The organism is Bradyrhizobium lablabi (assembly GCF_001440475.1).
Classification (GTDB): domain Bacteria; phylum Pseudomonadota; class Alphaproteobacteria; order Rhizobiales; family Xanthobacteraceae; genus Bradyrhizobium; species Bradyrhizobium lablabi.
In genome coordinates, this window is the sequence record NZ_LLYB01000125.1 from 197,380 (window position 1) to 224,085 (window position 26,706).

16 protein-coding genes and 1 pseudogene are annotated in these 26,706 nt (G+C 57.4%); 10 read left to right on the top strand and 7 right to left on the bottom strand.

The genetic code is table 11. The features are described from left to right. Window positions 1-677: 677 nt before the first annotated feature. The coding region (locus tag CQ14_RS45400; RefSeq protein WP_210183181.1) for a hypothetical protein at window positions 678-875 on the bottom strand (198 nt) is incomplete at its 5' end. Between the two features lie 3,455 nt (window positions 876-4,330). Here CQ14_RS45400 and CQ14_RS36415 point away from each other — a divergent pair. Then, window positions 4,331-5,440 carry a glycosyltransferase gene (locus tag CQ14_RS36415; protein ID WP_057862548.1) on the top strand — a complete coding sequence of 370 codons (1,110 nt, stop codon included), beginning with the start codon at window positions 4,331-4,333 and terminating at the stop codon, window positions 5,438-5,440. 45 nt (window positions 5,441-5,485) lie between these two features. Here the strand turns inward: CQ14_RS36415 and CQ14_RS36420 are convergent, their stop codons facing one another. Continuing rightward, window positions 5,486-6,160: a class I SAM-dependent methyltransferase gene (locus CQ14_RS36420; RefSeq protein WP_057862549.1), complete on the bottom strand. Its 675-nt coding sequence runs from the start codon at window positions 6,158-6,160 to the stop codon at window positions 5,486-5,488. Between the two features lie 407 nt (window positions 6,161-6,567). Here CQ14_RS36420 and CQ14_RS36425 point away from each other — a divergent pair, with 407 nt between their 5' ends. The 6 genes from CQ14_RS36425 to CQ14_RS36450 all read left to right on the top strand — a co-directional run bounded on the left by CQ14_RS36425 (window position 6,568) and on the right by CQ14_RS36450 (window position 15,647). Then, window positions 6,568-7,830 (top strand): nucleotide sugar dehydrogenase, encoded by a 1,263-nt coding sequence (locus CQ14_RS36425; RefSeq protein WP_057862550.1) that lies wholly within the window; start codon window positions 6,568-6,570, stop codon window positions 7,828-7,830. Window positions 7,831-7,942: 112 nt separating this feature from the next. Then, window positions 7,943-9,235, top strand: a complete 1,293-nt coding sequence (locus CQ14_RS36430) for a glycosyltransferase family 4 protein (RefSeq protein ID WP_057862551.1) — start codon at window positions 7,943-7,945, stop codon at window positions 9,233-9,235. Between the two features lie 125 nt (window positions 9,236-9,360). Beyond that, the gene (gene asnB, locus CQ14_RS36435; protein WP_057862552.1) at window positions 9,361-11,238 is read left to right on the top strand and encodes an asparagine synthase (glutamine-hydrolyzing); all 1,878 of its coding nucleotides are present in this window, start codon (window positions 9,361-9,363) and stop codon (window positions 11,236-11,238) included. Window positions 11,239-11,372: 134 nt separating this feature from the next. Beyond that, window positions 11,373-12,398: a glycosyltransferase family 4 protein gene (locus tag CQ14_RS36440; protein WP_199805709.1), complete on the top strand. Its 1,026-nt coding sequence runs from the start codon at window positions 11,373-11,375 to the stop codon at window positions 12,396-12,398. Between the two features lie 84 nt (window positions 12,399-12,482). Continuing rightward, window positions 12,483-14,456, top strand: a complete 1,974-nt coding sequence (locus CQ14_RS36445; RefSeq protein WP_199805710.1) for an alginate lyase family protein — start codon at window positions 12,483-12,485, stop codon at window positions 14,454-14,456. A gap of 39 nt (window positions 14,457-14,495) precedes the next feature. Continuing rightward, window positions 14,496-15,647, top strand: a complete 1,152-nt coding sequence (locus tag CQ14_RS36450) for a hypothetical protein (protein WP_057862555.1) — start codon at window positions 14,496-14,498, stop codon at window positions 15,645-15,647. Between the two features lie 107 nt (window positions 15,648-15,754). Here CQ14_RS36450 and CQ14_RS36455 read toward each other — a convergent pair whose 3' ends face one another. From CQ14_RS36455 to CQ14_RS36480, 5 genes are all read right to left on the bottom strand, one after another. Next, window positions 15,755-16,750 (bottom strand): hypothetical protein, encoded by a 996-nt coding sequence (locus CQ14_RS36455; RefSeq protein ID WP_199805711.1) that lies wholly within the window; start codon window positions 16,748-16,750, stop codon window positions 15,755-15,757. 154 nt (window positions 16,751-16,904) lie between these two features. Beyond that, entirely contained in the window at window positions 16,905-17,891 is a 987-nt protein-coding gene (locus CQ14_RS42950) for a polysaccharide deacetylase family protein (protein ID WP_082650184.1), read from the bottom strand. A gap of 578 nt (window positions 17,892-18,469) precedes the next feature. After that, the gene (locus tag CQ14_RS36470; RefSeq protein ID WP_057862559.1) at window positions 18,470-19,804 is read right to left on the bottom strand and encodes a lipopolysaccharide biosynthesis protein; all 1,335 of its coding nucleotides are present in this window, start codon (window positions 19,802-19,804) and stop codon (window positions 18,470-18,472) included. Between the two features lie 395 nt (window positions 19,805-20,199). Then, window positions 20,200-21,291 carry a GumC domain-containing protein gene (locus CQ14_RS36475; protein ID WP_057862560.1) on the bottom strand — a complete coding sequence of 364 codons (1,092 nt, stop codon included), beginning with the start codon at window positions 21,289-21,291 and terminating at the stop codon, window positions 20,200-20,202. A gap of 124 nt (window positions 21,292-21,415) precedes the next feature. Then, a complete protein-coding gene (locus CQ14_RS36480) occupies window positions 21,416-22,912 on the bottom strand; it encodes an undecaprenyl-phosphate glucose phosphotransferase (protein WP_057862561.1) in 1,497 nt (498 codons plus the stop codon). A 356-nt stretch (window positions 22,913-23,268) separates the two neighbouring features. On the opposite strand from CQ14_RS36480, the gene CQ14_RS36485 reads away from it, so the two are divergent. The 3 genes and pseudogenes from CQ14_RS36485 to CQ14_RS45040 form a co-directional block, all read left to right on the top strand. Continuing rightward, a complete protein-coding gene (locus tag CQ14_RS36485; RefSeq protein ID WP_245320794.1) occupies window positions 23,269-24,696 on the top strand; it encodes a polysaccharide biosynthesis/export family protein in 1,428 nt (475 codons plus the stop codon). A gap of 57 nt (window positions 24,697-24,753) precedes the next feature. Beyond that, entirely contained in the window at window positions 24,754-25,758 is a 1,005-nt protein-coding gene (locus tag CQ14_RS36490; protein WP_057862562.1) for a UDP-glucuronic acid decarboxylase family protein, read from the top strand. 223 nt (window positions 25,759-25,981) lie between these two features. Beyond that, window positions 25,982-26,706, top strand: a pseudogene (locus tag CQ14_RS45040) (hypothetical protein); the annotation flags it as partial.

Below are 26,706 nucleotides of genomic sequence, written 5' to 3' on the forward strand. Positions count from 1 at the left end.
TAGGAGACGCCACCGATCTGCAGGTTGGACTGCGGCGTAGCCGTAAACGACGTGATTGTGCCGTCAGTAGTAGCCATTTCGGTACTCCATCGAGTTACAAGTGTTAGGGAATTCCACTGCCGCGCANCCTCAAAGGCGCACGACATACCGCATGCTCGCAGCAACTGGCATCGCGAACACATTTCAACGCATCGNTCTCAAGGGCGCACGGCATACCGCATGCTCGCAGCAACTGGCATCGCGAACACATTTCAACGCATCGNCAGCCTCGGACCGCGAGCGGATTTCAAAGCAGTGGGATTTCGCCCCCCCGACTGCTGGTNCGCGGGTTAATAAGCAAAAATGGCGAAAGAACTTTCAAAGTATGATTTATACGAATGTATGTAGCCCCAATACGCGCCCAAAACTTTCCCATATGGGGTCGATTCAAGGCACAGACGCGACCTTCTCATCAGAGCCGGAACAAACGCGCGCGAGTGTCAATTGACGCGTGGTGCGAGGGCTTCGTTCACGCTTGGTCGGCACCGTGAATTGAAAGTCTGGTTTGCGCACTCGGATGCAAGTGTCGCGCTGTTGATCGTAGGCGAAGTCTTCGTGCGAGGCCGCGCCTCCACAGTGACGCTCGCCGCGACAACGCTCGTCAAACTCTCGGGGTAGGAGCAGACACAATGCGATCATCATCGGTACTTCACTGCGCGTGAAAGCCAGTGCAGCCGTTTGACGATTTGCCGTTCTTCCAGGAGCCGATGCTTGTAGCTCAGCGACAATATGCTGACTTGGGCGGACCCTATTTCCAAAGTGGTACTGCTTAGTTTCTGCGCGGTATGCAGCATCAGGGCTGTTGTGAGCTCGGGCGTAGGGCGTAACCTGCATAANTGCGGGTTAATAAGTAAAAATGGCGAAAAAACTTTCAAAGTATGATTTATCCGCATGTATCTAGCCCAATACGCGCCCAAAACTTTCCCATATCGGGTCGATTCAAGGCAGAGGCGCGACTTTTTCATCAGATTGCTTGTCGTCAGCGTTGCAAGGGATCGAAAGTGGCGGAGCCAGCCAGAACAAACGTACGCGAGCGTCAATTGACGCGTGGTGCGAGGGCCGCTTCGTTCACGCTTAGTCGGTGCCATGAATTGAAAGTCTTCGCGCGAGGCAGCGCCTTCACGTGACACTCGCCACGCCGCCGACGCTCACGAACGGACGAACAATAGACGACATCACCGGTACTTCACTGCGCGTGAAAGTCAGTGAAGTCAGTGTTTGACGATTTGCCGTTTTTCCAGGAGCCGACGCTTGTAGCTCAGCGGCGACATGCTGACTTGGGCGGCCCTATTTCCAAAGTGGTGGTGCTAGTTTCTGCGCGGAATGCAGCATCAGGGCTGTTGTGAGCTCGGGCGTAGGGCGTAACCTGCATAANATTCTTCGGCCATTAGCTGCACTCTCCCGTATGGCGCGGATCCCCATGTCGGGACACGCAGCCCGGCATACGCGGAAGGCGGCGGCGTGAGTGTTCGTACCTTCGCCACGAACGTTTCGGAGGATGGCGCCGCACCCGGGCGCGCCAGCGCCCCGGGTGCGGCAGTAGTGGATCAGTGTGGTCTGGTCAGGATGGCTTGTTGCGCCCAACCGGCCGCTTGCGATACGGCTGACACGATCTGCCCGGAGTCGACCCGGCCGGTGTTACCGGCCAGATACTGGCTCAGCAGTGCGAAGCTCTGACTCGCTTGCGACGCCGTGCTCGCGCCTGCCGAATCCGTCGCGAACGCCTGCTGCCGCCCGGTTGCCAGCGTGCTGGCGAACGACTCGACGTGCTGCTGCAGCCGCTCGAAGCCCTGGTTCGCCAGGAACCCCGCACTCGTGGCGCTTGCCAGCGCCTGATCCGCTCCGCTGATCGGCCGCTGCGCGGTGGGCGCTGCGGTGCCGGTGACCGGCTCGACGTGCTGCTGCCGCGCCAGACGATCGCCCAGCCAGCCCGCACTCGTCGAGGTCGAGGACACAGGGCTGGTCGCGGTGGTGGTCTGCGGCGACGTCGTGGTCGTCGCAGTCGTGGTCGTCGTAGCCGTAGGCCGCGGATCCGTCACGATGATGGTCTGCGGCGCGGCCGTCGCCACGGCGCCGGTGACCGGGTCCGTCGCGCTTGCGGTCAGCGTGAGCTCCGCGACGGGATGACCTCCGCCCTTGTAGTTCGATGTCAGCGTCAGTCCGCTGTTGACCTGCGCGGCCGTCAAGGTGATGTCCCTTCCCCTGAACGTTTGGCCGTCGAGCGCGCTGGTGATCGACTCGTACTTCGGCAACCCCGTGATGTGCACAGTCACGCGGTCGTTAGAATCGGTCGTTGTCACCGTGGTCCCCAGCTTGACCGTACCGCCTCTGCCGTACACCTTGAGCGAATCGTCTGCGACGGAGAGGACCGGCTTCGTGACGGATGACGTAGGGGTGGTAGGAGTGGTTGGCGTGGTTGGAGACGTCGGCGTCGTCGGGGTCGCATCAATCTGAAGACCGGTAAACGTCTTCACCGCGNGTTCTTCGGCCACTAGCTGCACTCTCCCATATGGCGAGGATCCCCATGTCGGGACACGCAGCCCGGCATACGCGGAAGGCAGCGGCGTGAGTGTTCGTACCTTCGCCACGAACGTTTCGGACGCGCGGCTATTCGCGCCAACAGCCTCTGTATGGGTATGGACGGCCGCATGCGCGATCCTTATCGCGTTACGAATGTACCCGGGATTCACCCCATATCTTGCCAATGACAGCTTTCAATACCTGAGCGTGGCGCAGAACGCCCTGCAGGGACATTTCGGCTTCTCGTCCATCGTCCACTTTGATGCCGAGCGCTCGCTCGGCGTTGTGCCTGTGCCTGTCGTCACCTTTCCGATGGGATATCCGCTCGTGATCGCCCTGATCGGCCGGCTCGGGGTGCCGCTGGAAACGGCCGCAGTGTTGATCAGCATGCTGTCTACGATCGTGTGCGTACCGATACTCGGATGGCTCGCCGAGCGCTTCAATCTCTCGGCGCCGATGCGCAACGTCCTTCTTGCCGTTTTCGTCATCAATGCTCCCGTGACCGAGTTCGGCGCATCCGCGGTGGCGGAACCGCTGTTCATGCTGCTGATCCTGGGCGGCACGGCGCTGCTCGTGAGCGCGCGGCTGAGCCAGGGAGAAGTCAGCGACTGGTTATGGCTCGCGGTGGGACTTGCCTTCGGGACGGCATACTTTGTGCGCTATGCCGGCTTGTTTTTCGTGCTCGGGCTCGCCGTGCTGTGCGTCCACAGCTTCCTGGCAGGCTATCGTTTGCTCGCCCGAGGCCATGCGATTTCGCTCGCCGTGGCCAGTATCCCGGTGCTCATCGGCATCACGCGAAATCTCCTGCTCGTTGGCAACTGGCGGGGAGGCAACGAAAAGGCAGTTTCCAACGAGCTTCTATCCGTGCTGTCTAATACCGCACGAGCGATCAACGGCATCTTCCTCGTCGGGCCCGGTCATGCCCCGTTTGACGGCATAACCGTTGCACGAGCGCTGTGCGCTGGGTTGTTCTACCTGGGTTTGGCATGGATCACGTGGAACTACATTCGATATCGTACCGCCCCGCATTCGCCTGGGCCGAAGCTTAAAGGCACCGCTACCGACCTGCTCCTGCTGGTTCTCGTATACAGCGCGTGCATGATCTACGCCGGGCTGACAAGCGTCATTTCTTATGGCGTGCGCATGTTCGTGCCGCTCACTCCATTGTTGATCCTGCTCCTCGGTATTGCGTTCAACGAGATGATGCGGGTTTTGCCGCGAGCGGGCGCTTCGCGCAGATTGTTTCTCATCCTGCTCACTGGAAGCCTCGTTCCGTACGCGTTTCTCAACCTGTCGGCGCTGCGCAATCCGCCGCCTCTGGACGTTTCAGCACTGGCCGGTCCCTTGGCGACAAAATCCGCGCGCGCTGTCGTACAGGAGCTTGCAGGAGAGAATGGAGTGATCGTTGCCAACAATGGACAAGCAGCAGGCTACGTGCTGCGAAGGCCGACGATATCTCTGGTTGGACAAGAGTTCAGCACGGTCGAGTGGAACGAACCGACGCTACTCGCAACCATGCAGCGCTTTAACGCGACGGCTGTACTCATCGTAAGCGACGCTGTCGCAGGACAGCTCTCGCGCGGAATAGGGCAGGGCGCAGACGTCAAAAGCGATCTGCCGTCACGCCTGGTGAAGGAACTCGCTCAGGGTAACCCGCCGCAATGGATGAAGCTGGTGCATCGGTCCGGCGGAATTCTGATCTACGTGCCCGAGCTTCCCAACCGATCTGCACCCTGATGCCCACGGGCATCCGGACTGGGGATTGACGTCCATGGACCAGATTGTTTCCCAAGATGTTCGAGAGATTGAGCTCAGTCTCATTGTGCCGACCTTCAATGAGAGGGAGAATATCATTCCCCTTCTTGAGAGGCTCGAATCTGCCCTGGACGGAATTTCCTGGGAGCTGATCGTTGTTGACGACAATTCCCCCGATGGCACAAGCAATCAGGTGCGGGAAATTGCCCGTCGGGATCACCGGGTTCGTGCGGTGCAGCGAGTTGGTCGCCGGGGACTTTCGTCCGCGGTCGTGGAAGGGATGCTGGCGTCCTCGGCTTCCACGATCGGCGTGATGGACGCCGATATGCAGCACGATGAGGCGATCTTGCCCCAGCTCTGGAAGGCTGTCGCCAGAGGTGAATGCGATCTCGCCGTGGGCTCTCGATACGTGCAGGGCGGCGGTATGGGAGATTGGGATCAGAAACGGCAGTCGATCAGCCGCGGAGCGACCTGGTTGGCGAATTTGGTGCTGAAAACCCACATCTCGGACCCGATGAGCGGGTTCTTTGTCATCTCACGGCGGGCTTTCGAAGCCGCGCTGCCGAACTTGTCGACCATCGGATTCAAGATCCTGGTCGACCTGGTCGCCTCCGCACCTCAGCCGCTGAAGGTCATCGAAGTTCCGTATGAATTCCGCGCCAGAAACTTCGGCGAAAGCAAACTCGATAGCGCCGTCGTGTGGGAATACCTTGTGCTGCTTGCCGACAAGTTGTTCGGCCACATCATTCCAGTTCGCTTCGTCTTGTTCGCCGCCGTTGGTGGGCTGGGCCTGTTCGTTCACCTCGCTGCTCTCGGCCTGGCCCTGAAGGTCTTTGGCCTGAGCTTTCTGGTGGCGCAGAGCATCGCCGTGCTCGTCGCAATGACATTCAACTTCAATGTGAACAATTTTTTCACTTATCGGGATCGGCGCCTGACGGGGCGCGGCTTAGTCTATGGCCTGCTCTCATTCTATTTGATTTGCCTTGTTGGAGCATTCGCAAACGTCGGAGTTGGCACCTACATCTACGATGCGAATATCACCTGGTGGGTCGCTGGGGTAGCCGGCGCCGTTGTCGGAGCGGTGTGGAACTACGCAGTGTCGTCTGTCTTCACCTGGAGAAAGTAAGGCTGGTTCAGCGGGCTTCTGACCGCCGGTCCTGCCGATCCCTGATCATGCTTTGATAGCCATGAGGGACTTGATAAATCCAAGTGACTTCTCCCGCTCGATTATCGCATCAGGAAACATCTGCGAAAACTCGCCTATCGTCAGCAGACGCCAATCAGGCGAGGTCTGCTTGGGCCAGAATTTGTTCATGAACCGCAGCAGATGAACAAGGGCAGGGCGAGGAAGGAAAACGATAATGCCCGGCAGCCAGCTATGGCTTTCAATAATGAAATACCTGTATGGCGTCTGCACGTAGTATCGTTTGGCTATTCGACGAATCTCGGTCGCAAACGCAAATTGATGCTCGCGCCCAACCGCCTCGAAATGTGGGCCGTCCTTGGTCCATTCAACGTCCTCTTTGGGCCCGGTTACATGTTCGAGAACGGACGAACAAAAGACGACGTCAAACTCCTTATCCGTGAATGGCAGGCTTTCGTCCCCATCGGGCAGCTGCACGGTCTCATACCCGTATTTCTCCCGCGCCAGTTTGAGGTCATCCTCCAGAACATCGGCAATGACGACCTTCCTGTGATTGGGAAAAATGGAATGGAAATGGTTTCCTGTGCCGCCGCCGAGATCCAGAACGCGATCCTCAGGCCTTACCGCGATATGCTTGCACAGCAATTCTGCTCGCTTGGCTCGCGCTCTCGTAGAGTAGTGCCCGGCAATCTCTTTCAACATGTCGTGCGCCTCTGATGCAGACGAGGACGGCAACCAGTTTATGCAGCAATCCGTTGTGAGGACGGCGTCCCTCCAAATCTATTTCTAACAGAGGAGCTTTTCAACATAGTCGGCGCGATCTCGTGCCGGCTGTCGACATAAGTGCCTTGGCGTTCGCCTCCAGGTGCCCTTGGCCAGGCGAGTGAGGTCTCGCCAAGTACTGCTTTGTCAGATTCAGTGAATGAAGCCGATTGCCCGGCCTCTGTAGCGATTGCGAATGTGTAGTCGGGCTCGTCGGTCACGATGCGGCGCGGCAATCGCTAGATTGCTTCATTATTTGAGTACCCACAATTGGGTAGCCACTCAGCCCTCGCTACCAACCCCTTTGCTTACACTTGCTTGGCACACCCCAAAGCTATTGTAGCAGGATGAAAATTGCGGTGTTCGGACTTGGTTACGTTGGCATGACTGCGGCTGCCTGCCTGGCCAGGAACGGCCACGAAGTCATCGGTGTCGACGTCAGCGATGAAAAAGTGGCGATCGTCAATGCGGGCCAGTCGCCGATCACGGAGCCCGGTCTCGATGAGATTGTATCGCGTGCCGTCAGGAAAGGCTTGCTGAGCGCGACCAAGGATGCGAGCCGGCATCTCGACAATTGCGCCATGGCCATAGTCTGTGTGGGAACGCCCAGTGCGCCGGACGGATCTCACAACATGAGCTTTATCGTCGAGGTTTCCCATCGGATCGCGGAGTTGGCCGGTTCCGCTCGAGCGACGCCGTTAACGGTCGTATTTCGTTCCACGATGCGGCCCGGCACGATCGAGGAGCTGGTGCTCCCGATTTTCGAAGGCGTATTGAAAGACAGGATGGATCGGGTCGAGCTTGTCTACAACCCCGAATTCCTGCGCGAATCGGTGGCAATCGAAGACTTCTTCAATCCACCGAAGATCGTGATCGGGACGAAGGACGGGGAAAGGTGCACGGCGCTCGACGAGTTGAACGCAACAATCAACGCGCCGGTCTTCTACACGACGTATCGCGCGGCGGAGATGACAAAATTCGTTGATAACACGTTTCACGCAGTAAAAGTGGCCTTTGCCAACGAAGTTGGTCGCGTTTGCGAGAAGCTCGGTATTAGCGCGGCCGCAGTTCACAAGATATTCGTCTCTGATACCAAGCTCAACATCTCGCCATATTACTTGAGGCCAGGTGGCGCATTTGGCGGCTCGTGCCTGCCGAAAGATGTTCGCGCGCTGCAGTACATCGCAAGCGACGTCGGGGCGCATACTCACGTTGTGGACGCGCTTCTGAGGTCGAATGACGCGCACAAGAACTTCCTGTTTGAGAATTGCGTGAAAGCAGTCCCGGCGGGCGGGCACGTGCTTATGCTGGGGCTTGCCTTCAAGGAGAACAGCGACGATCTTCGCGAGAGTCCCAATATCGACCTGGCTCGCAAGTTTCTTCAGTCGCACATCAACTTGTCGATCTACGATCCCCACGTCGAGCCATCCAAGCTGCTGGGGAAGAACCTCGGCTATGCGTTCTCAAATCTGCCCGCACTCCGCAAATTACTAGTCCCGAAGTCGGTCGCCGAGTCGGAGCTGTTCGATCTCGTCGTCGATACCAGAGGATGGGCAAGAACAATGGCGTTACGCACCGGGCGGGTCATCGATGTTAATACGCTTTCGTAAAGATCGCGGCGCAGGCCACCCTGGTCAAGCCGGTGTAGCGAAACCGACCAGGTCGACCCACGTTGGGAGCGAGCTCCCTGAACTGGCCGGCTCGAATGCTGTGCCCGCGAGATTGGCCGTCGACGCTCCTACCCTCCAGCCCGGCGCCAGCAATTCGGTTCGCCGCCGGGTGCTCATCATCGTTGAAAATCTTCCAGTACCGTTCGATCGCCGAGTGTGGTCGGAAGCCAGCACATTGACGCGGCATGGTTATGAAGTATCCGTAATTTGTCCCAAGGGACCGGGCGCAACCGCCTCATTTGAGATCATCGACGGAATCGCCATCTATCGGCACTGGCTGCCGAAAGAAAGGCGCGGGGTGCTGAACTATTTCGCCGAATATGGCGCGGCACTGATTGGGGAGTTCGTGCTGAGCCTGAAAGTTCTCACGACGCGTGGGTTTGACGTCATCCACGCCTGCAATCCGCCGGATCTCATTTTCGTAGTCGGTGCATTTCACAAGTTTCTGTTTGGAAAGTCATTCATCTACGATCAGCACGATATCAACCCGGAGTTCTATGAAGCAAAGTTCAAGCGCCGCGGCCTGCTCTGGCGGGTTCTGGTTCTTCTCGAGCGCATGACATTCGCACTATCTGACGTATCAATAGCGACAAACCAATCATACCGTACCATCGCCATTGAACGAGGGCGAATGAGCCCGGACCGTGTGTTCGTTGTCCGCTCCGGCCCGAACCTTTCGCGCGTGCGATCGCTTCCGCCGGACCCGGCCTGGAAGAAAGGCAGGAAATTCCTGGTCGCATATGTCGGTGTTATTGGAGAACCGGAAGGGATCGATCTGCTGCTGGAGTCGATCAGGCACATCCGCAGGAACCGAAGCCGCGATGATGTCCAGTTCGTCATTGTCGGAAGTGGGCCGGTACTGGAGGAAGTCAAAAAACTTGCAACGGCCCTTGAGTTGAACGAATTGGTGACGTTCACCGGCCGTGTTGATGATGAGACGCTGTTCACAATACTTTCGACGGCAGACGTCTGCGTAAATCCGGACCGTCCCAGCACGATCAACGACAAGTCAACGATGAACAAGATCATGGAGTACATGGCCTTGGGCCGGCCCATCGTTCAATTCAACCTCACCGAAGGGCGGGTCTCGGCCGCCGAGGCATCCTTGTATGCAAGGAATACGGACACTGTGGAATTTGGCGATAAGATATTGGAGCTTATCGATGATCCGGTGCGGCGTCGCCGTATGGGCGCATTCGGCCAGAAGAGAATCCGTGACGAACTCGCTTGGGACCACGAGGCACCAAACCTTCTGAATGCTTATGAAAAGGTCTTTAGTCTGAGATATTCACCGAGCCGCCAGCGACGCGCTGATGTACTTGAACTGAGGCGACGCGACAGCTGATTCAGCGAGCTCACTATGGCAACCATTCATTCGGCCTTCCGGCCCTGTTCGTTTGATTGAGAGCTTGATCGCGGCGGCTCCAGAGCGAGCATATGTCGCTGATGTCGTGCATATAAGGCGTCGCAATGTGTGGGATATTCGGATGGGTCGTTGAGGCGGCGAAGCATCAGGATCGCAACACCCTTATCAGGCTTACCGATCTGATGGCTCATCGGGGGCCGGACGGCTCGGGCTACCAGCTTCAGGAGACGGCGGATAAGCGATTTCAAATCGGCTTCGGCCACCGCAGGCTTTCGATTATCGACATCGGTGGCGGCGCGCAACCCATGTCGAGTGAGGATGGCCGCTTCACCTTAATCTTCAACGGCGAAATCTACAATTACGTTGAACTACGACAGGAACTCGTTGCCCTTGGCCATCGGTTTCGCACGAACTCGGACACCGAGGTGCTTATCGAAGCATATCGCGCCTGGCAGCTTGACGCTGTACGCAGGTTGCGCGGCATGTTCGGCTTTGCGCTGTGGGATGAAGCAGAGCAGCGGGTGATACTTGCCCGCGACGCCTTCGGCAAAAAACCACTGTTTCTCGCCGAGCTGCCCGGAGTTCTTCTCTTCGGTTCGGAGATTGAGCCGCTCGTTCAGTTTCCGGGCTTTCACCGGGCGTTCGATTCCGAAGCTCTGGGACACTATCTTCTTAATCGCTATGTTCCGGGGCCGTCCACGTTCTTCCGTGCGGTGAAGAAGCTGCAGCCTGGTCACTATGCCGTATGGCAGGGCGGCACGCTGAAGACGACACGCTATTTCACGCCGCCGTTTGCGACGACAGCGCCGGACGTCAAGTCCTTTGAAGATGCAGTTCGCTTGTTCGAAGGGACGTTCGATGAGGCCGTGCGCATTCGCATGCGTAGCGACGCGCCGTTCGGCGCTTATCTCTCAGGTGGCGTTGACTCGTCGGCGGTCGTGGCGACCATGGTTAGGCATAGCAGGGAGCCCATACGAACGTTCTCGGTAGGCTTTCGTGAAGCGGAATACTCAGAGCTCGACCATGCGCGTGTCGTCGCAGGTCAGTTCGGCACGCGTCACAATGAACTGGTCGTCGAGCCCGATGCCTTCCTGGAGCATTGGTCGACAGCCGTCTTGCGGCGTGGTGCGCCGGTCAGCGAGGCATCTGACATTCCGATCTTCATGCTTTCGGAAATGGCCTCTCGTAGCGTGAAGATGGTGCTCACGGGAGAGGGCGCCGATGAGCTGATGGGTGGATACCCGAAGCATCGGGCTGAGCAGTGGATAGGTCTGTACCAATGGCTGATGCCAAAGCTATTGCATGATCGGTTGATCCATCCGCTGGTGCGTTCAATGCCCTATGGGATGCGGCGGGTGAAGATCCTCGCATTGGCCGCCGGCGAGCGCGATCCTGTGAACCGCATGCGAGTATGGTTCGGCGGTCTTTCGGTTGGGGAAAGCGAAGCGATGCTGGGGCGGCGGCTATCGGCAATGCCGCCGGACCTCTTTCCATACTCGTCGGAGATAGAATCCAGTCTGCGGCGCACGCTGTTTTTCGATCAGACGTCCTGGCTTCCGGATAATTTGTTGGAGCGAGGCGATCGAATGATGATGGCTGGCTCGATCGAGGGGCGGATGCCGTTCATGGATACAGTGCTGGCCGGCGTCGTGGCGCGATTTCCCGACGAGTTCCTGACCGGAGGCAAGGGCGGCAAGACGGTGCTGCGGGCTGCGATGGACAAGATCCTGCCGCCGGAAATCCTGCGGCGGAAGAAGGTTGGATTCCGTGTGCCCGTCGGAGAATGGTTCAGAGGTCCTTACCGTGCATTCTTAAAGGACATGCTGGCGAGTGAAACCTCCAGCGTCGCGCGGCTGGTAAGCGGCCTCAAGCTTCGCAGGCTTGTGACGGAACACCTTGATGGTCGGCAGAACCACGAAAGAGTTCTCTGGTCATTGATGAATCTCGAGATGTTCCTGCGCACCTTCAGGATAGCAACATGACAATGTTGGCTAGCCAGATTCGGACAGACACGGCTCGCGCAGGCGAAACGAGGTCCAATGAAAGAGCGGTTCGTCCGCTTCAGGTTGTCATTTTTACTCCCCTCGGCGCAGGCGGCCAGGGAGGAGTTGATCGCATGATGGACGAGTTGCGAGGCGCTCTACGAATAGAGTGTTTCGCAAACACAAAAGCCAATTTCATCACCACTCGAGGCCCCGGCTCGATACTGCTCTCACCCGTCTTCCTTGCGGTTGCCATCGTGCGCCTGGTGCTGCTCAGGCTGCTCGGACGAGTGGATGTTGTGCATATAAATCTTTCGGCACACGGCAGCACGTATCGAAAACTCATCCTGGCCCGCATCTCACGAATCTGTCGGCTGCCATACACGTTGCATCTGCACAGCGGTCAGTTTGAGGAATTTTGGGATTCTCGGAAGGGTATCCTGAAGAATGAAATTGATCTGATGTTTCGAAAGAGCCACAGGATCGTCGTGCTCGGCAACCACTGGCAGCGGATGGTTTCTGACAGAGTTCCGGACTGTTCCGGAAAAATTGTCATTGTTCCAAATGCCACACGCAAAGCGACCTCCAAGAATCCCGGAATCATAAGTGAGGCCGCCAACGTTCTCTTCTTGGGGCGGCTCGGGCCAGAAAAAGGTGTGCCGCAACTTGTGTCGGCTCTTGCGAGCCTGAGTGCCAAGCCCGGCTGGAGGGCGACGCTGGCAGGTGACGGAGCGGTGAAGGATACGAGAGCCGCGGTTGAGCGAGCGGGTCTTGGCGATCGTATCTCGGTGCCCGGCTGGGTCGATTCAGCGAAGGTCGAGGCACTGTTGCATGACGCCAATATTCTGGTGCTTCCATCCCTTAGTGAAAATCTCCCGATGTCGGTAATCGAGGCACTAGCTCACGGCGCGGCAGTCATTTGTACCCCGGTCGGGGCACTCCCGGATATCATTGAGCACGAGAAGACTGGGCTGTTCGTCGAACCAGGTGATGCCGAGGGACTCGCTTCCGCACTCGGTCGCCTCATCGAGGATCCCGGCTTGAGGCGGCGTCTAGGGGAAGCTGGAAGGTCTTTGCATAGATCTCGGTTGGACATTGAAGTTTGCGCTGAACGCCTCGTAGCGATCTGGACTGAATTGGTCGGCGCGGGAGAACGCTGACATGCCTGTATTACGCGTTACCGAAACCCTAATCGTTTGTCCCGCGATGCTCGAAACCAGTGCATCAAACATGTGAGGCGTTTTTTGGGATCCGTTCTTGGCCGATTCGCCTGGTACCGTGACCGTCTGGCGGCAATGAGTGCGGCGGAGATTGCTCACCGGGTACTCGAGACTGCCAGCAGGCAAGCTGCGCGCCGGCATGATGGCGGCTGGGACGGGGTTGAGCCACGTGGTCCGCTGACGATGATACGCGGAATTCGTTCCCGGATTATCACCTCTTCACCAGATCTCTCCGCTCTCATCGCGCGCGAAGCCGACCACGTCCGTGCCGGCAACTTTTGCCTTCTCGGTGCGCGTTGGCCGAAGCCTCCTTTGATTCCACCAGATCCGAGCTTCTGGCGTATCGACCCCGAAACCGGCGAGTCATTTCCGCAATGGGACGCCTATGCCTTCGATATCTCGTTCCGACATGGCATCAACACGCGAGAAATCAAGCGCGTTTGGGAGATCAACCGGCTGCAATTCTTGGTTCCTCTCGCTGCCGATGCAGTGCTCAAGAACCGTAACGATTCTGTGCTTTTGGCCGGTATGATCAGGTCATGGGTGGCGGGCAATCCACCCTTCCGTGGACCGAGCTGGGTTTCCGGCATCGAACTCGCACTTCGCATCATTTCGGTCGCGGTGGCGCTCTCCATCATCGGAGTTGATTCCCTTGACAGCGTCACACGCAAAGCGGCGCTTCGCTTCTTCTTTGCACATGTCGACTGGATCAGGCGATTTCCATCGCTCAATTCTTCCGCTAACAACCACCGGATCGCCGAGCTTGCCGGACTGATCGTCGGGGCGACCATGGCTCCGGGATTTCCCGGTGCGGTCGAATTGCGCGAGGATAGCTGGCGCGCGTTGCTCGCCGAAATTGATCGGCAAATTCATCCAGACGGCGTGGGTGCTGAACAATCTCCTGGCTACTCCGCATTTTCGATTGAACTGTTCCTCGTTGCGGCTATGGCCCTCGAACGCGAAGGCAGCCTGTCGGCAGCTACCGTAGCTCGGCTTTCGGCGTGGTCTGAGCATTCTCTCTGGTTGATGGATAGCGATGCAAAGGTACCTGCGATCGGCGACTTCGACGATTGCCGAGCCATCGCGACGACACAGGCACCAGAGCCAAGATACGTCGCGTCCATTGTCGCAGCCGTTTCGGGCTGCGTCGGCCGTCCAGATCTCGCGCCACCGGCCAAAGATCCAGCCATTCGCGATGTAGTCCTGGGATCCGCCAATGTGTCACCAGCACAGCCTGTCGGAATGCGTTCGTTTCCGAGCGGGGGCGTCTCGGTAATCCGAAGCTGGCATAAGGATCCCGTCGTTCTCACGTTCGATCACGGGCCAATTGGCTATCGGTCAATTGCTGCTCATGGCCACGCAGATGCGCTTTCCATCTGGCTATCTGTAGGCGGCCAGCCTGTTATCGTGGATGCTGGAACGTACCTGTATCATTCGAACAGGAATCTGCGGGATCTGTTCAGGGATACCACGGTTCACAACACTTTAAGTCTTGATGGCACTGGATCAAGTCGCCCATCCGGGCCATTCAATTGGGCGACCAAGGCGAATGCGCGGCTCGTATCATCCGACAATGCTCCGACTGCGCGGGTTGTGGCAGAGCATGACGGTTACGTCGCGCAATATGGCGTAAGGCACCGACGAACGGTCGAATTCGATGACGCTTCGCAGTTCACGATCGTTGATGAACTGCTCGAAGCCCTCACAGATAGAAACGTCACGGTATCGTTTCTCCTGGATCCGGCCTGCCGGTCATCAGTCGAGCCGGATGGGAGTGGGATACTGATCACCCACAACAATCTTCAATTCATCCGAATCGCAAGCGCCGGTCCATTGAGGGCCAGGGTCGTTCGCGGCGACGAAGCAACAGGACTCGGGTGGTTGTCGCCATCCTTCGGCGTGCGCATACCCACCGATCAGATCCTCTTCGAAGGCCAACTCTACAAACCCTCGACTATCACAATTAGCGTGCTCGAGACGTGGACTCATAAAAGATAACCAGGACTGAAAGATGCGAACCCTACGGAGCACCGGCAGATGCTTGTAAACGTGCTGTTCCTGTTTCTTATGTTCAGGTGCGCTGCCGACATTCTCAGTCCTGACGAAAAGGGGACGTTGGTGGTGGCTGTTTACGTCGGTGTGGCGTCGGGGCTGGCGGCCATAAAAGTCGTATGGTCTGGGATCACTCGCGGGGACATGGCTATTTGCGCTACTGTCCTGTTGCTGCTGATAGTCAACCTGCTCTGGATACCCGCCGACGCGATCCCACAGCTCTATTTTTCAATAACGGTCCTTCTGCCGATCATATTCCTGTTGTCCTTGTCGCGCTGCGAGCCGTCAATCTTTGTCCGCCTGCGAAAGCGAACTTTGATATTTGGCACACCCGTGATGTGCGGATTGGTGATCATCTTCCTGGTGCGCGAGAGCGGAGCTGAGGCAGATCTGTTGAGCACCCTCAATGATCAGCCGTCCCATGTTGTCGCCCAGACGATAGTCAAATTTTCGATTTTGATGATCAATCAATGGATCGGTTTTCCAATCGTTGGATTGATCGTACTCGCCGTTCTTAACGTCCGATCCGCCCTTTTGGGTTTCCTTCTGGCACTCTTGATCAAGAGATATAGCTCGCTTTGGAATTTGAGAGCGTTTCTCGTGATGCTTGTGGTTTCAGGCGCTGCCACGGCATTTTTTCTGTCGAACTCCGAACTAGTGGACGCCTTTCTCCAACGAATGCTTTTTAGAGAGAAGGATTCCGTTCAGCAGGTCGACATCTACAATATGACGAGCGGGCGCAACGAAATCTGGGCCTACTATACTCAAATGCTGGAACGGTCATCGCTGCTGGAGCTCCTTTTTGGGCGTGGAGCGATCTGGCTTTATGGTTTCGGGTCTGGCCCAACCCAGATGGCTGCTCATAACGACCTTCTCAATTTGATGGTGTGTTACGGACTTGTCGGCACGGCAACCGTCATGTTTGCATGGTTTGTGATCCTGTCGCGCCTGGACCCTGAATACAGGATGTCCTGCGTTGCATTGTTTCTGGTGCTGTTTTTTACAAACGGTGTGGTGTTCCATCAATCCAATCTATTGTTCCTGCTTTTCATGGCCGGGAAAGCACAGCAGATGGAGCTGTCCGGGGTTTTTCGTAATGAGGCGATCAGGCGGCCCGGTTTGCCGGCACGTGTATGACCTTGATGCCGTCGTTGCATCTACCTGGTTCGTCAACTGAGGCGGTCCAAAGAATGGCCTCAGATCAAATTCGCCGAGACCTAACCGCCACATTGCAGATGCATCCGTCATTTGTGGATGGTCGACTTGGTCCCACAGGGCACGCCGTCTCCGCAGGGAAATCCATCCCATATCTCGAGGTCGGTTACCCACTGATACAATGGTGGGGGTCCGCCGGCATAAACTTGCGTTACCATGATCCGGTCTATGGGGTCGTCGCCACCAAGCAATGGCCCGAAGCTATCGAACACGACCTGCCCATTGATGGCTTGCCATGCGCGTCCGTCGCGTTGAGAACTCCGGTGCCAAAAAAACTCGAATTTGAACCATTCCCCGATCGGTACATGAGCAGTGCGGTTCGCGATCTCCCAGAAAGTCCTGGTCTCAGGACCCGATAGATCGTCCGTTTTCAAGTACCAGTAGGGCTTATTGAAGCGGTCGGTGTTTATGTAAGTGATAAGCCTGTTTTGTGCATTGGTCTTCCATTCGAACAGCACCCACCAACCGTTTGACCCTAGTCTTTCCAGAAGGTCAGGCTGAACCTTGATCCAATAGCTCACGTAAAGGTTCTGTTGCAAAGCAGTGGTGGAGGGCCTGAGAAGGTATGGGTTTTGTGTGGCACCGCCGCCGCGCTTCCGTATCTCACTATAAAGAGCGGAGGCTTGCTGGCCGTGAGGCCCCACGACTTTCTGGAGTTCATTGAAGACATAAGTGTTGACCGTATCTGGCGTAACTGGTGTGTCGGCGAGAAGTTGAAACATTCCGACGCCCTGCCAGATCTGAGGTGACCAGCTATAGCCGGTCACTGCATCAGAGCCCTTGATGTCCTGCCAACATGACGTCCCACATTCATACGGCTCACCGAACAGCAGGCTCCCTTCGAAGCTCGACTTGAAAAGAAGCTGGGCGGCATAGCTGGGCGTCGCCGATCCAAGGAAAATAAAAAGGGTACTCAGGCACAAAGATATGCTGACGATCAAGCCAAGTGCCGGCGAGCAGGGCGTCCGTGAGAATGATCCATAACCACCAAACTGATTCACGCTGAGGGCGGGTGTGTCGGGCATTCTGAAACCTCTTAATGATCGCGTCCGTCAATCCGAAAGTTTCGATAAGCAATCCCGATGATCTGCTCTTCCGGAAAGCAGCTGCGCTTCACGCTCTGGTCCTTGTCGTGGGCCGGTGCAAACGTCAAACCGGATCAAGCCCGTAGGGATAAGGTCATGGCGGCTGCACCACCTCGATGATGCCGCTCATGCGAGCCGTGAAGCCTGAACGACTGCTAAAGCCGATTCTAGGAAGAGAAAAATGGTTCGGTGTGTGATCGTGCAATCGCCCTTGTCGTGTTGTCACCGCAGTTTGAAAACCCACCTCCTTCACCAGACGCTCTTCACGAGGACCGCACGCTGTGGGACCGCCATACGGATAGGCAACGTGTCGAATGGGAAATTGAAGTAAATTCTCCAGATAGCCACGGTTATCGGCCAGTTCGGCTCGCGCTGAAGACTCATCCAGGGTCGCAAGCGCTGCATGTGAGGCTGTATGGCCTCCGATTGATGCGAGTGGATGACGCGCAAGAATGCCAAGCTCGCGCTCGTCCAGGAAATATTCGTCGTTCAATGCGGCTAGCGAAATGCCATTTTGCTTGAACGTCGGCGCGAGCGTTGCACTGCGCCGATAATCCTGGTGAACCCACCGGGTTACCTCGGTCAATGCCGATGTCTTGCTTCGAACGTCAGAACAATGGAACTGGCGGCCTAATGCATCGATTGCAACCTTGTCTCTCGAGAGAAACAGTTTGCGCAAACCCAGCCACCACGTCTGCATGGTGCGCGTTGGGGCGCCAGTCGGCACGTACATCATGAACGGCGCGTTATGCCGCTCAAGGATTGGAAGCGCCACCGAGACATTGTCGCGGTAGCCGTCGTCGAAGGTGAGAACCGCATAACGGCGCGATCGATCATTCCTTGCCAATTTCTCAAGACATTCATCGAGGCTGACAATCGACCATCCATCGCGCTGCAGCCAATCGAGGCAATATTCAAAAAGCGAAACTGATGTTCCCGTCATCAATTCGGACTGACAATCACGCTGTATCTCATGAAACATAATGATAGCTGCTCTGGCCGCGAGGCGTGAGCGAAGGAAAGGCAATTCTCCAACCCGGCTTGCGCCGTAGTACAGCCAATCTCGCAGAATCTGGTTCATTTGGGGACCTACTCAGCGGTTGCGACCTGGATACCCGGCGCCGAAGACGGGCCTCCCATGGATCGAATCTAGCCATAACTCTCCTCCCGTTACGGTAGCATTCGAGGTGCCGACGTCACTTTGAGCAAGTGTAAGCAAAAGGGATTGAGATAAAAACACATCGGTCGAGCTCTCCGGTAGCGGAGCGGCGACAATTGTGGGTAATCCAGAAGATGGGCGGAAACGCCACGTACAGCGAGGCCGCGTCGATCCGCCGTGCCTCCGGCAGTTTTTTCACGCGTCCGGCAAGGCCGAGATGTCGACCAAACCTTTGCAGGAGGCGTGACCCGACGTCGAGCTCCGACGCGGATTGCCTATGAAATTCGCTGACCCTCTGTTTCTGAGGGAGCTTGGCCAGTCTATCGCTGGTCTGTCATTCGTACGTCGCGATCGCGGCTCGCTCGCCAGGCATCATCTCCGTAACCGCAATATCTGAGCAGTACGGCACGTTCACGGTAACCGCGCAATCGCGGAGGTAAGCCCCACCAGCCCAATCGAAAGCGGGCTTGGGAAGCCGCGTGATCGAATGCACCCGGTCCTCATGCCGCCATCCGTATTGCACGCCTTGCGATGGTGAGTAGCATCGTAGTGGCGGTAATATCGATCCCTTCCGCCGCGTAGATGTGGGCCGCCATCCATGCCCTGTTCGCGACCCATACGATGGCGATAATAACTGCTGTTCCCCAAATCCCGAACAGCCAGGTCGCGCCAACCATAGCCACGATCCCCAATACCGAAGTGATGACCATGATGTTCATCGCGGCTCGCTCGTGCCCGGTCATGTTCAGTGCGATACTTCCGACGCCGAAGTAGGTCGATACCCACATGCCGATCGACAGGACCATCAGGACGCCGTGGGCGCGGACGAAATGCGGTCCAAACGCCATCAACGCGATCTTGCCGACCAGCGCAAATGCCACGACGCCTCCAAGGACCGCGGCGAAGGCAGCCAGTGTCGCACCTGACATGACACGCGTGATCTCCGTGCGACGACCCTCGTCGAACAGGCGCGCGATGAGAGGTGCTGCGGGAACGCAGAAAGTCGCCAGGAAAAAGTCGAGCAGAAGTGCGAGCCGATTGGCAGCGTAGTAATATCCGCCGGATTCCGGACCAACGATGACCGACACAATGACGATGTCGATTGCACCGAACGAGACGGTGGCAACGCTGGTCACCCAGAACGGTGCGGAGGTGGAAAGGACGTCGGAAATGCGCTCCCGCGATCGCATCACTGCCGTGGTCAATAGTCTGTGGCCCTCGGTGAGATGTTGCAGGTGAACTTGTTGCATGGCGATCAGCAGGACCAGGACGCCGGTAGCGATCACCAAAACATCCGCCGCCTGCAATGGATGACCGTAGACTGCGAAGAGAGCTCCACCCAACAATATGATGATCAATCGCCACAACACGTCCTTCGGCAGGAGTGCCATGTTGACGGACCCGAGCGTCCGACCGAGCGAGCTCTGCATTTCGATCAATGCCAATGGCAGTATCAGAAGCAAGCTCGCGGAATGCTCCCAGCGTCCGAATATTCCTCCCCGCCCGTCAGCGGCGACGAATATGAGGAGAGCGATCATTGTGGCCGAGATACTGCCCAAACATACGACATGAACCCGTTCTGCGACGATCGAGCCGATCGCCGCATAGTCCTTCCGAGCCGCGAAAACCGGTACTTCCCGCAGCACGCGAAGTTGCTGACCGGCGAGACCAATCGTCGAGGCGATTAACCCGAAGGTCATCAGCGACACCAGAGCGCCGTACTCTTCGATGCTCATCATCCTGGCGAAACAGATGCCAAAGGCGAACGTGACCACCGCGCCGGAGCAACGATAAACGAAGGCCAGCACAGACTTCCCGAAGAGGGATCCGAACATCGCATTCACTTCATTGAATATTGCACAAAGAAAATTGCTGTGCGTGCTTCGCCGGGGGCTTGTTCGGCCACGTCAATCCTTGGGAGGGGCAGGAGTTTCGACATCTACCGTTGTGAACCTCTGCGACGGACGCCGGCGATGAAAATCGAAGCCGTTTCGTCGTATCGTGGACGCGCCACCGAGTATATGCTTGCAACCGCATCGAACTTCGACCCTTCTGGACTACCTAATTCGGCTCTTGCCGAAGGGCAGGGCTGACGCGCTGCCGCCTTCCTTGATCATGGCCGCCCGAGTGCGACTGGTTGAGCACGCGATTTTTCTGGACTCGATTGCGCGTCTGGGCGGCGCCTCATCCCGGCTTGCGCTGCTAACGCGCCGGGTTCCACCCTTTGGTTCTAGCGTCGAAGCGGTGACAAGGCGGCGGGTGCATGGTTCTGATTGGCCACAGACGCTTCGCCTTGCTGAAGAACCACCACGGAGGACGCCGTGGCGTCGTCGCCGGCGCTGCGGATGCCCCACCCCAACAGATCGCGCAGGAATCCGATAGCGATACCAAAAAGCACCCCACCAACTAGCGATATTCCAAGCACGATGACCACTTTCGGCGAACTGGCATCCAAGGGACGGGACGCTTCGATGAGCAGATGCGCCTCGATGTTGGAGGATTGCTGTTGCGCTTCCATGTAGCGCAGCATCCGAAGAAAATTATCATAGGCTTTTGCGGAGGTCTCCGCGTTGGCTTCCAGATCGCGGAGATCACCCTGCATCTTCGCGGCCTTACCCGCGTCGACAGCTTGGTAGTCCGCAACGGCTTTTTGCGCGGCCGACGCTTGGCCGGTTAACTCGGTCATTCGGTCCTTGACCCATTGCTCGTCTCGCAACCCCGATTTGAATTTTGCCTCCATTTGAGCCGCAATATGTGTCTCCGCGACGGTGTTCAAGATCTTTGCCGCCCGCTCAGGGTCGACGGAGTCGAAGGTCATCTCGACAATGTATGTAAGCCCGAGGCGCCTGGCCGAAAGCTTGCGGTCGAACGATTGGAGGGCGCGGCGCATTACGTTAAATTCGGTTTCCGGCTTGATCAGGCCGACCAGCTGGAATATCGATTTGATCATGCCGCGCAAGCCGCCGGATCGCGCGCCAAATTCCGGATCCTCTGCCAGACCAAGTTTCCGAATCACGACACGCGCGAGACCCTCGGACTTTATGATCGCGATCTGACTTTCCACCATCGTTGACGCGGACGCAGCGTCTATTGGAGGTGCTTTCGCATCTATGACGAGTTTCGAGGTGGCAGTAAACGTCGGCACCGCAGCAACGAGGTAGAGTAAAGCAGTGGCAATCGTCACGAAGAACGTCAGCAACATGATCCTGAGGTGCCGCCGTATGAAGGACACCGCCTCTGTCAGTGGATCGGCCGGCGAACCAAAATCGGGCGGCATGGTGCCCGGATCCATCGAGTTACCTGTCTTATAAGTCTGCATCATTTTCCGGTACCAGCGCTAAATTGCTGAGGCTTCACACATCAATGAAACGAAGCGTCTGGTGGGACACCACGGATACCCAAGTCCAAACTCGCTCCGCGTTTCGTCAAATAACGGGTCAGTACGGTTAATAGGCATTCCAATACACCTTTCGGGAAATGAAGGTCATGATTATGATCTTGAGATCGAGAAGGATCGACCAGTTGTCGATGTAATACAGATCATGCTCCACGCGGCGCTGCATCTTCTCAAGGGTATCGGTGTCGCCACGGTATCCGTTGACTTGAGCCCAGCCGGTCATACCGGGCTTGACGTTATGACGACGGAAGAACGATGAAATCAGCTCGGCGAACACCTCGTTTTGCGCGGTTGGATGTGGACGCGGCCCGACGAGTGACATGTCGCCGACCAGAACATTGAATAGCTGCGGAAGTTCATCGATATTCGTTTGGCGTATCAGGCGTCCTAGACGGGTCACACGTGAATCATGTCTGGTGACAGGTTTGAAATTGTCGCCTTCCTCCATCACGGTCATCGACCTGAATTTCAGCACGCGAATAGGCTCGTTATTGTAGCCGTGCCGCGTCTGTCGAAATAGCACAGGACCAGGAGAATCGAGCTTGATTGCAAGCGCGACGATGACGAAGAGCGGGCTGGCTACAATAAGTCCAGCGACTGCAGCGACGACGTCGAATGCTCGCTTTATTGTCCGGTTGAACGGGGTGAGGGGACACTGGAAGATCCGCATCGTCACCATATTGCCGAACTGAGTGATCCGCGACACGGCCATGAGATCGACGGCCCCAACCGGGACGACGTGAACGTCAACCGGCAGTTCTGACAGCGCACTGGCAAGCGCGAGGGCAGCCGGCACATCCGGCTCCGATGTCAGTATGACAATGTCATCGGCGCGAAGGGGTCGGCAATCGATCACCAATGGGCGGGCATCCAGCAGCGCCTGGACGGCGCCGAAGTGGGCCGGCCCTGAAGGGCCGATGCGAAATGTCGGAAAGTCGAATGAGCGGATCGTCCGAATTCCGGTGGCTGCTGCTCGAGCGGAAAAATGCAAGCAGTGGCTCGGATCTCCTATGAGGATAGCGCGCCTGGCCTCTATCAACCCTGATGCGATTGCGGGCTGCAGCGATGAAAACCATATCGCCCGGGTGCACAGCACCATCAGAAGGACGCTCACGGCCTGAGCGATGACAGTACCGCGCGAGTAGTCTTCGGAAATCTTCAAAAGGAAGATCGTCGAGAGAAAGAAAGAGAACACGAGGAAGACGCCGGTGGCCCCGTTCCATAGAAACACGTGGCGGGGCTGCGTCTGAATCCGCGAGTACTGCCGGAGCCCTATGGAAACCAGCAACTGCAATGTGGAGATCAGAAGGGATTCCGGGATGTACTGGGCGGGATCCGGCGAGTGCAGCCGGACCAGCCGATAATAGAGAAAGGCTGCGGAATAGGCCGCAACGGTTACGAGCAAGAATTCGGTCGCTGCCGCCAATACCAACAGGACAGCCAGGCGGCTCCTACCGACGCGTGCTGGGACTGCCCTGCCGACGTCAACCGAGTGGCCCGGCAACTTGGTAGAGGCCGGCAAATTACTAAAGGAGGCATAATTCATTGCACTGTGCCACCCAGCCGCGCTGTATCTGTAGCCAAATCAGTATCATCGGAGACGCTGGTTCGAGCTGGCAATAAATGGGTAGAAAGGGGTAACCACGACGCTCGATTGAGCTGCGGCCATGCAGGACTAAGATTGTCGGAAAGCAATCCGCTCACAACGCCCATTCCGGCGAAAAGGCGAATTGCCTGAAGGACCGATCAATCGAACATCGCGGTAGAGGGCACTGAGCGGCTCGGCGCCCGATGGAATAAACAGAACGTTGCTCTTGCGGATCGCCTGTCTCGGCGTCGTCGCTTGGACAGTAGCGATGTGACGCGCTGCCTTCCGCGAGAAGATTTGGAGGGTTTCACCCGGTGACCACGTCAGTACAGAGAGTTGCCGGCATGCCGCGCAATTGTTTTCATGTCGATGTCTTTTCCAGCAACCTGAGCGGTTGCATTAGATGGGGCTTGGTGGCTGTTGGCCTGGCAATTTCCGTCACTCAAGCAAAGGCCGAGTATCGGGTAAACATCGGAGATGTACTGGAGATCGCGGTGGCGGGCGTGCCTGAGCTGCGGCATCGTCCTACTGTCCAAATGGACGGAAAAATTTCGGTTCCGCTGGTCGGAATGCTTTCAGTAGCCGGACAGCCCTTACCGCAGATCCGCGCCCAGATCGGGGCTGCGCTGGCGAGCAAGGCGTTTCGCCAGAGAATTCCGGATGGCCGCGAGGTCGTAATCGTAATCGACGCAGATCAGGTCACGACGATCGTCGCGGAATACAGGCCGGTTTACGTAAACGGAGACATATCGAAGCCGGGTGAATACCCTTATCGTCCGTCCATCACCGCACGCCAGCTCGTCGCAGTGGCAGGCGGCTACGACATCATGCGCATCAGAATGAATAACCCGTATCTCGAGTCCGCAGACTTGAGAGCCGAGTATGGATCACTTTGGACAGAACTCGCCAAAGAACAGGCTCGCATGTGGCGCGTCAAGAATGAGCTCGGAGAGGGCACGCCGGTCAATCCGGCGATTCTGAAGGACGTGCCCCTCGCTCGATCGGCGATCTCGGAAATCGTCAATGCAGAAACGGAATACTTGAAGACGAAGCAAAGTGATTATCGGCAGGAAAAGGCATTCCTTCAGCTCGGGGTTCGACAAGGAGACGAACAGGTCCGTGTGCTGTCGGAGCAGCAGAAGAAAGAGGAAGAGGGATTCCAGGCAGACCTCGACGAGCTGCAAAAAGCGTCCGACCTCTTTGGCAAGGGCTCCCTGACCAGCCCTCGCGTTACGGATGCGCGTCGCGCGGTGCTGCTGTCATCAACCCGAAAGCTGCAGACCTTCGCGCAACTGCTGCAGGTCAAGAAGCTGCAGGACGAGTTCGTCAGAAAGCTGGCAAAGCTCGACGATCAGCGGAGGCTCGACCTGCTCCGTGAACTGCAAGAGACGAGCTTAAGGCTCAACCAAATTCGCGAGAAGCTGCAGAGCGTCGCTGAGAAGCTCCAATACACTGCGATGATTCGATCGCAACTCGCGCGAGGAGCCGGCAGCCAGCCGGACATCGTCATCATCAGAAAGGGCGAAAAAGGGCCGGAGCGGATAATCGCAAGCGAAGATACGGAGTTACAGCCAGGTGACGCCGTTGAGGTCAGCCTGCGATACCAGGATGGTTCTGACGCGCCTCTCCGAAGGCAAAGCAGTTCTGCAACTATCCCCCTGGTGACGGGCCGGGCCGACACGATCGCAGGCGATCCGCTGCGCGAGATGGCATCGGAACGAGGCGCTGTGTCTGGGAGGTGACTGCGACGCTGTCGGCACAATGCAGCGTCGGCCTATTCATTTCGAACGGAGAACAATATGCGACGTAATTATGATAGTTGCAAACGCGTTTTGGTCACGGGTGGAGCCGGCTTTCTGGGCTCCCATTTAATCGATCGACTACTGTCCGATGGTCATGAGGTTGTCTGCGTGGACAATCTCTTCACTGGGACCAAGCACAACATTGAACATCTGCACGCGAACGCGCGCTTTGAGTTTCTGCGCCACGATATCACCTTTCCCTTGTACGTCGAAGTCGATGAAATCTACAATTTGGCCTGCCCCGCGTCGCCGATCCAATACCAGCACGATCCGGTGCAAACCACGAAAACGTCGGTGCACGGCGCGATAAATATGTTGGGCCTTGCCAAGCGTCTGAAATGTCGAATTCTGCAGGCCTCGACAAGCGAGGTTTATGGCGATCCCTCGGTTCATCCTCAAACCGAGGATTATTGGGGCCATGTGAACCCCATTGGTCCTCGATCCTGCTACGATGAGGGAAAGCGTTGCGCCGAAACCTTGTTCTTCGATTATCATCGGCAATGCGGCGTCGAGATCAAGGTCGCTCGCATCTTCAACACATACGGGCCGCGGATGCATTGGGCTGACGGCCGAGTTGTTTCCAATTTCATCATCCAGGCACTCAGCGGCGAGCCGATTACGCTTTACGGCAACGGCAGCCAGACGCGTTCATTCTGCTACGTCGATGACTTGGTAGATGGTCTTGTACGCCTCATGGACAGTCGACCCTCATTCACTGGACCAGTCAATTTGGGAAATGAAGGAGAATTCACCATTCGCGAGCTTGCGGAACTGGTGCTTGCTGAAACCGGGTCCTCTTCGAAGCTCGTCAATTTACCGTTGCCCCGCGACGATCCCAGACAACGCCGGCCCGATACTTCCCTCGCCAAAGCCGAATTGGGCTGGCAACCGACCGTAAGACTGCAGGACGGACTGAGGCCGACCGTTGCATTCTTTCGCCGCGACCAGGCGCGCCGATCGCGCAATCCGGAGGAGTCACATCTGGTCGCCGTCTCGGCTTGAACGGAAACAGCGGATCCGTTCGGTCGCTGGCGAGGCCTCCAGTGGGATGAGGCGGGATATTCAAGAAATTGTGTGCCGGTATCGGTAGGCCGGCACAACGCCCGGCAGCCTAATCCCGAAGAGGTACGAAGGGTCCTCCATGCGAGCTATAGGATTCGCATCGGCAGGGCGCGCATAATAACGGATCGCAACTGGTCTTATCACCATGCGACGGGGATTGCCTATGGGGCGCGCCATCGTTCCCAACGAGAAAGTAAAGACCGGCTGCGGTGTTGCGGGTGCCTCAGATCGCGACGCGGATGAAGGGCCTTTTGCGCAGACGGCACTGATGCACCTGCCCACGCAGGGTCGATCCGCGACCGCCTGGATAGTCGCGACCATGCTTGCCATGACATGGGCATCGGAAACCCAGTCCTCGCCGGATCACGCGCGGCACCTGGCGGATGCGCAACACGCGATGGCCGCCCGCAATTTGGATTCCGATGGAATAGCAGGTTATGCCGGCTTCGGGCTCTTGCCGCTGGGCAGGGGCAGCGACAACAAATCGGTGCAGGTTGCGCAAGCCGCGACCGGCGATGCGGGACGCCCTCCCGCACGGGAACACAGCTGGGCGGAGTCACTGCTGTTTGAGCTCGCGAATGCAAGGCGCGACATCGAACTGCTGCAACGTCTCGAGCAGGAGCACGATCGGGCCGAGCGGCTGGAGCAAGCTCTTGCGGCGGTGAGGCGCGACGTCGAAACACAGGCTGCGCTGGCGAAGACGGCAGGCGACGAGGCGTCCCGGCTCCAGCAGGCTGGAGGGAGCAGCGAAGCTGAGCTGCAGAAGTCCTTGCTGCAGGAGCGCGAGCGGTCCGCCGGGCTGGCGCAGATTCTTGCAGCGGCGCGGCGCGACGTCGAGACCCAGGCGGCACTGGCGTCGAAGGCAAGCGCGGAAGCGTCCCGGCTGAA

Bases quoted from the DNA above. Each gene is read 5' to 3' on its own strand.
- CQ14_RS36470 (WP_057862559.1), bottom strand. From the start codon at position 19,804: ATGTTCGGATCCCTCTTCGGGAAGTCTGTGCTGGCCTTCGTTTATCGT.
- CQ14_RS42950 (WP_082650184.1), bottom strand. From the start codon at position 17,891: ATGAACCAGATTCTGCGAGATTGGCTGTACTACGGCGCAAGCCGGGTT.
- CQ14_RS36455 (WP_199805711.1), bottom strand. From the start codon at position 16,750: ATGCCCGACACACCCGCCCTCAGCGTGAATCAGTTTGGTGGTTATGGA.
- CQ14_RS36490 (WP_057862562.1), top strand. From the start codon at position 24,754: ATGCGACGTAATTATGATAGTTGCAAACGCGTTTTGGTCACGGGTGGA.
- CQ14_RS36425 (WP_057862550.1), top strand. From the start codon at position 6,568: ATGAAAATTGCGGTGTTCGGACTTGGTTACGTTGGCATGACTGCGGCT.
- CQ14_RS36475 (WP_057862560.1), bottom strand. From the start codon at position 21,291: ATGATGCAGACTTATAAGACAGGTAACTCGATGGATCCGGGCACCATG.
- asnB (WP_057862552.1), top strand. From the start codon at position 9,361: ATGTGTGGGATATTCGGATGGGTCGTTGAGGCGGCGAAGCATCAGGAT.
- CQ14_RS36440 (WP_199805709.1), top strand. From the start codon at position 11,373: ATGATGGACGAGTTGCGAGGCGCTCTACGAATAGAGTGTTTCGCAAAC.
- CQ14_RS36420 (WP_057862549.1), bottom strand. From the start codon at position 6,160: ATGTTGAAAGAGATTGCCGGGCACTACTCTACGAGAGCGCGAGCCAAG.
- CQ14_RS36480 (WP_057862561.1), bottom strand. From the start codon at position 22,912: ATGAATTATGCCTCCTTTAGTAATTTGCCGGCCTCTACCAAGTTGCCG.
- CQ14_RS36450 (WP_057862555.1), top strand. From the start codon at position 14,496: ATGCTTGTAAACGTGCTGTTCCTGTTTCTTATGTTCAGGTGCGCTGCC.
- CQ14_RS36415 (WP_057862548.1), top strand. From the start codon at position 4,331: ATGGACCAGATTGTTTCCCAAGATGTTCGAGAGATTGAGCTCAGTCTC.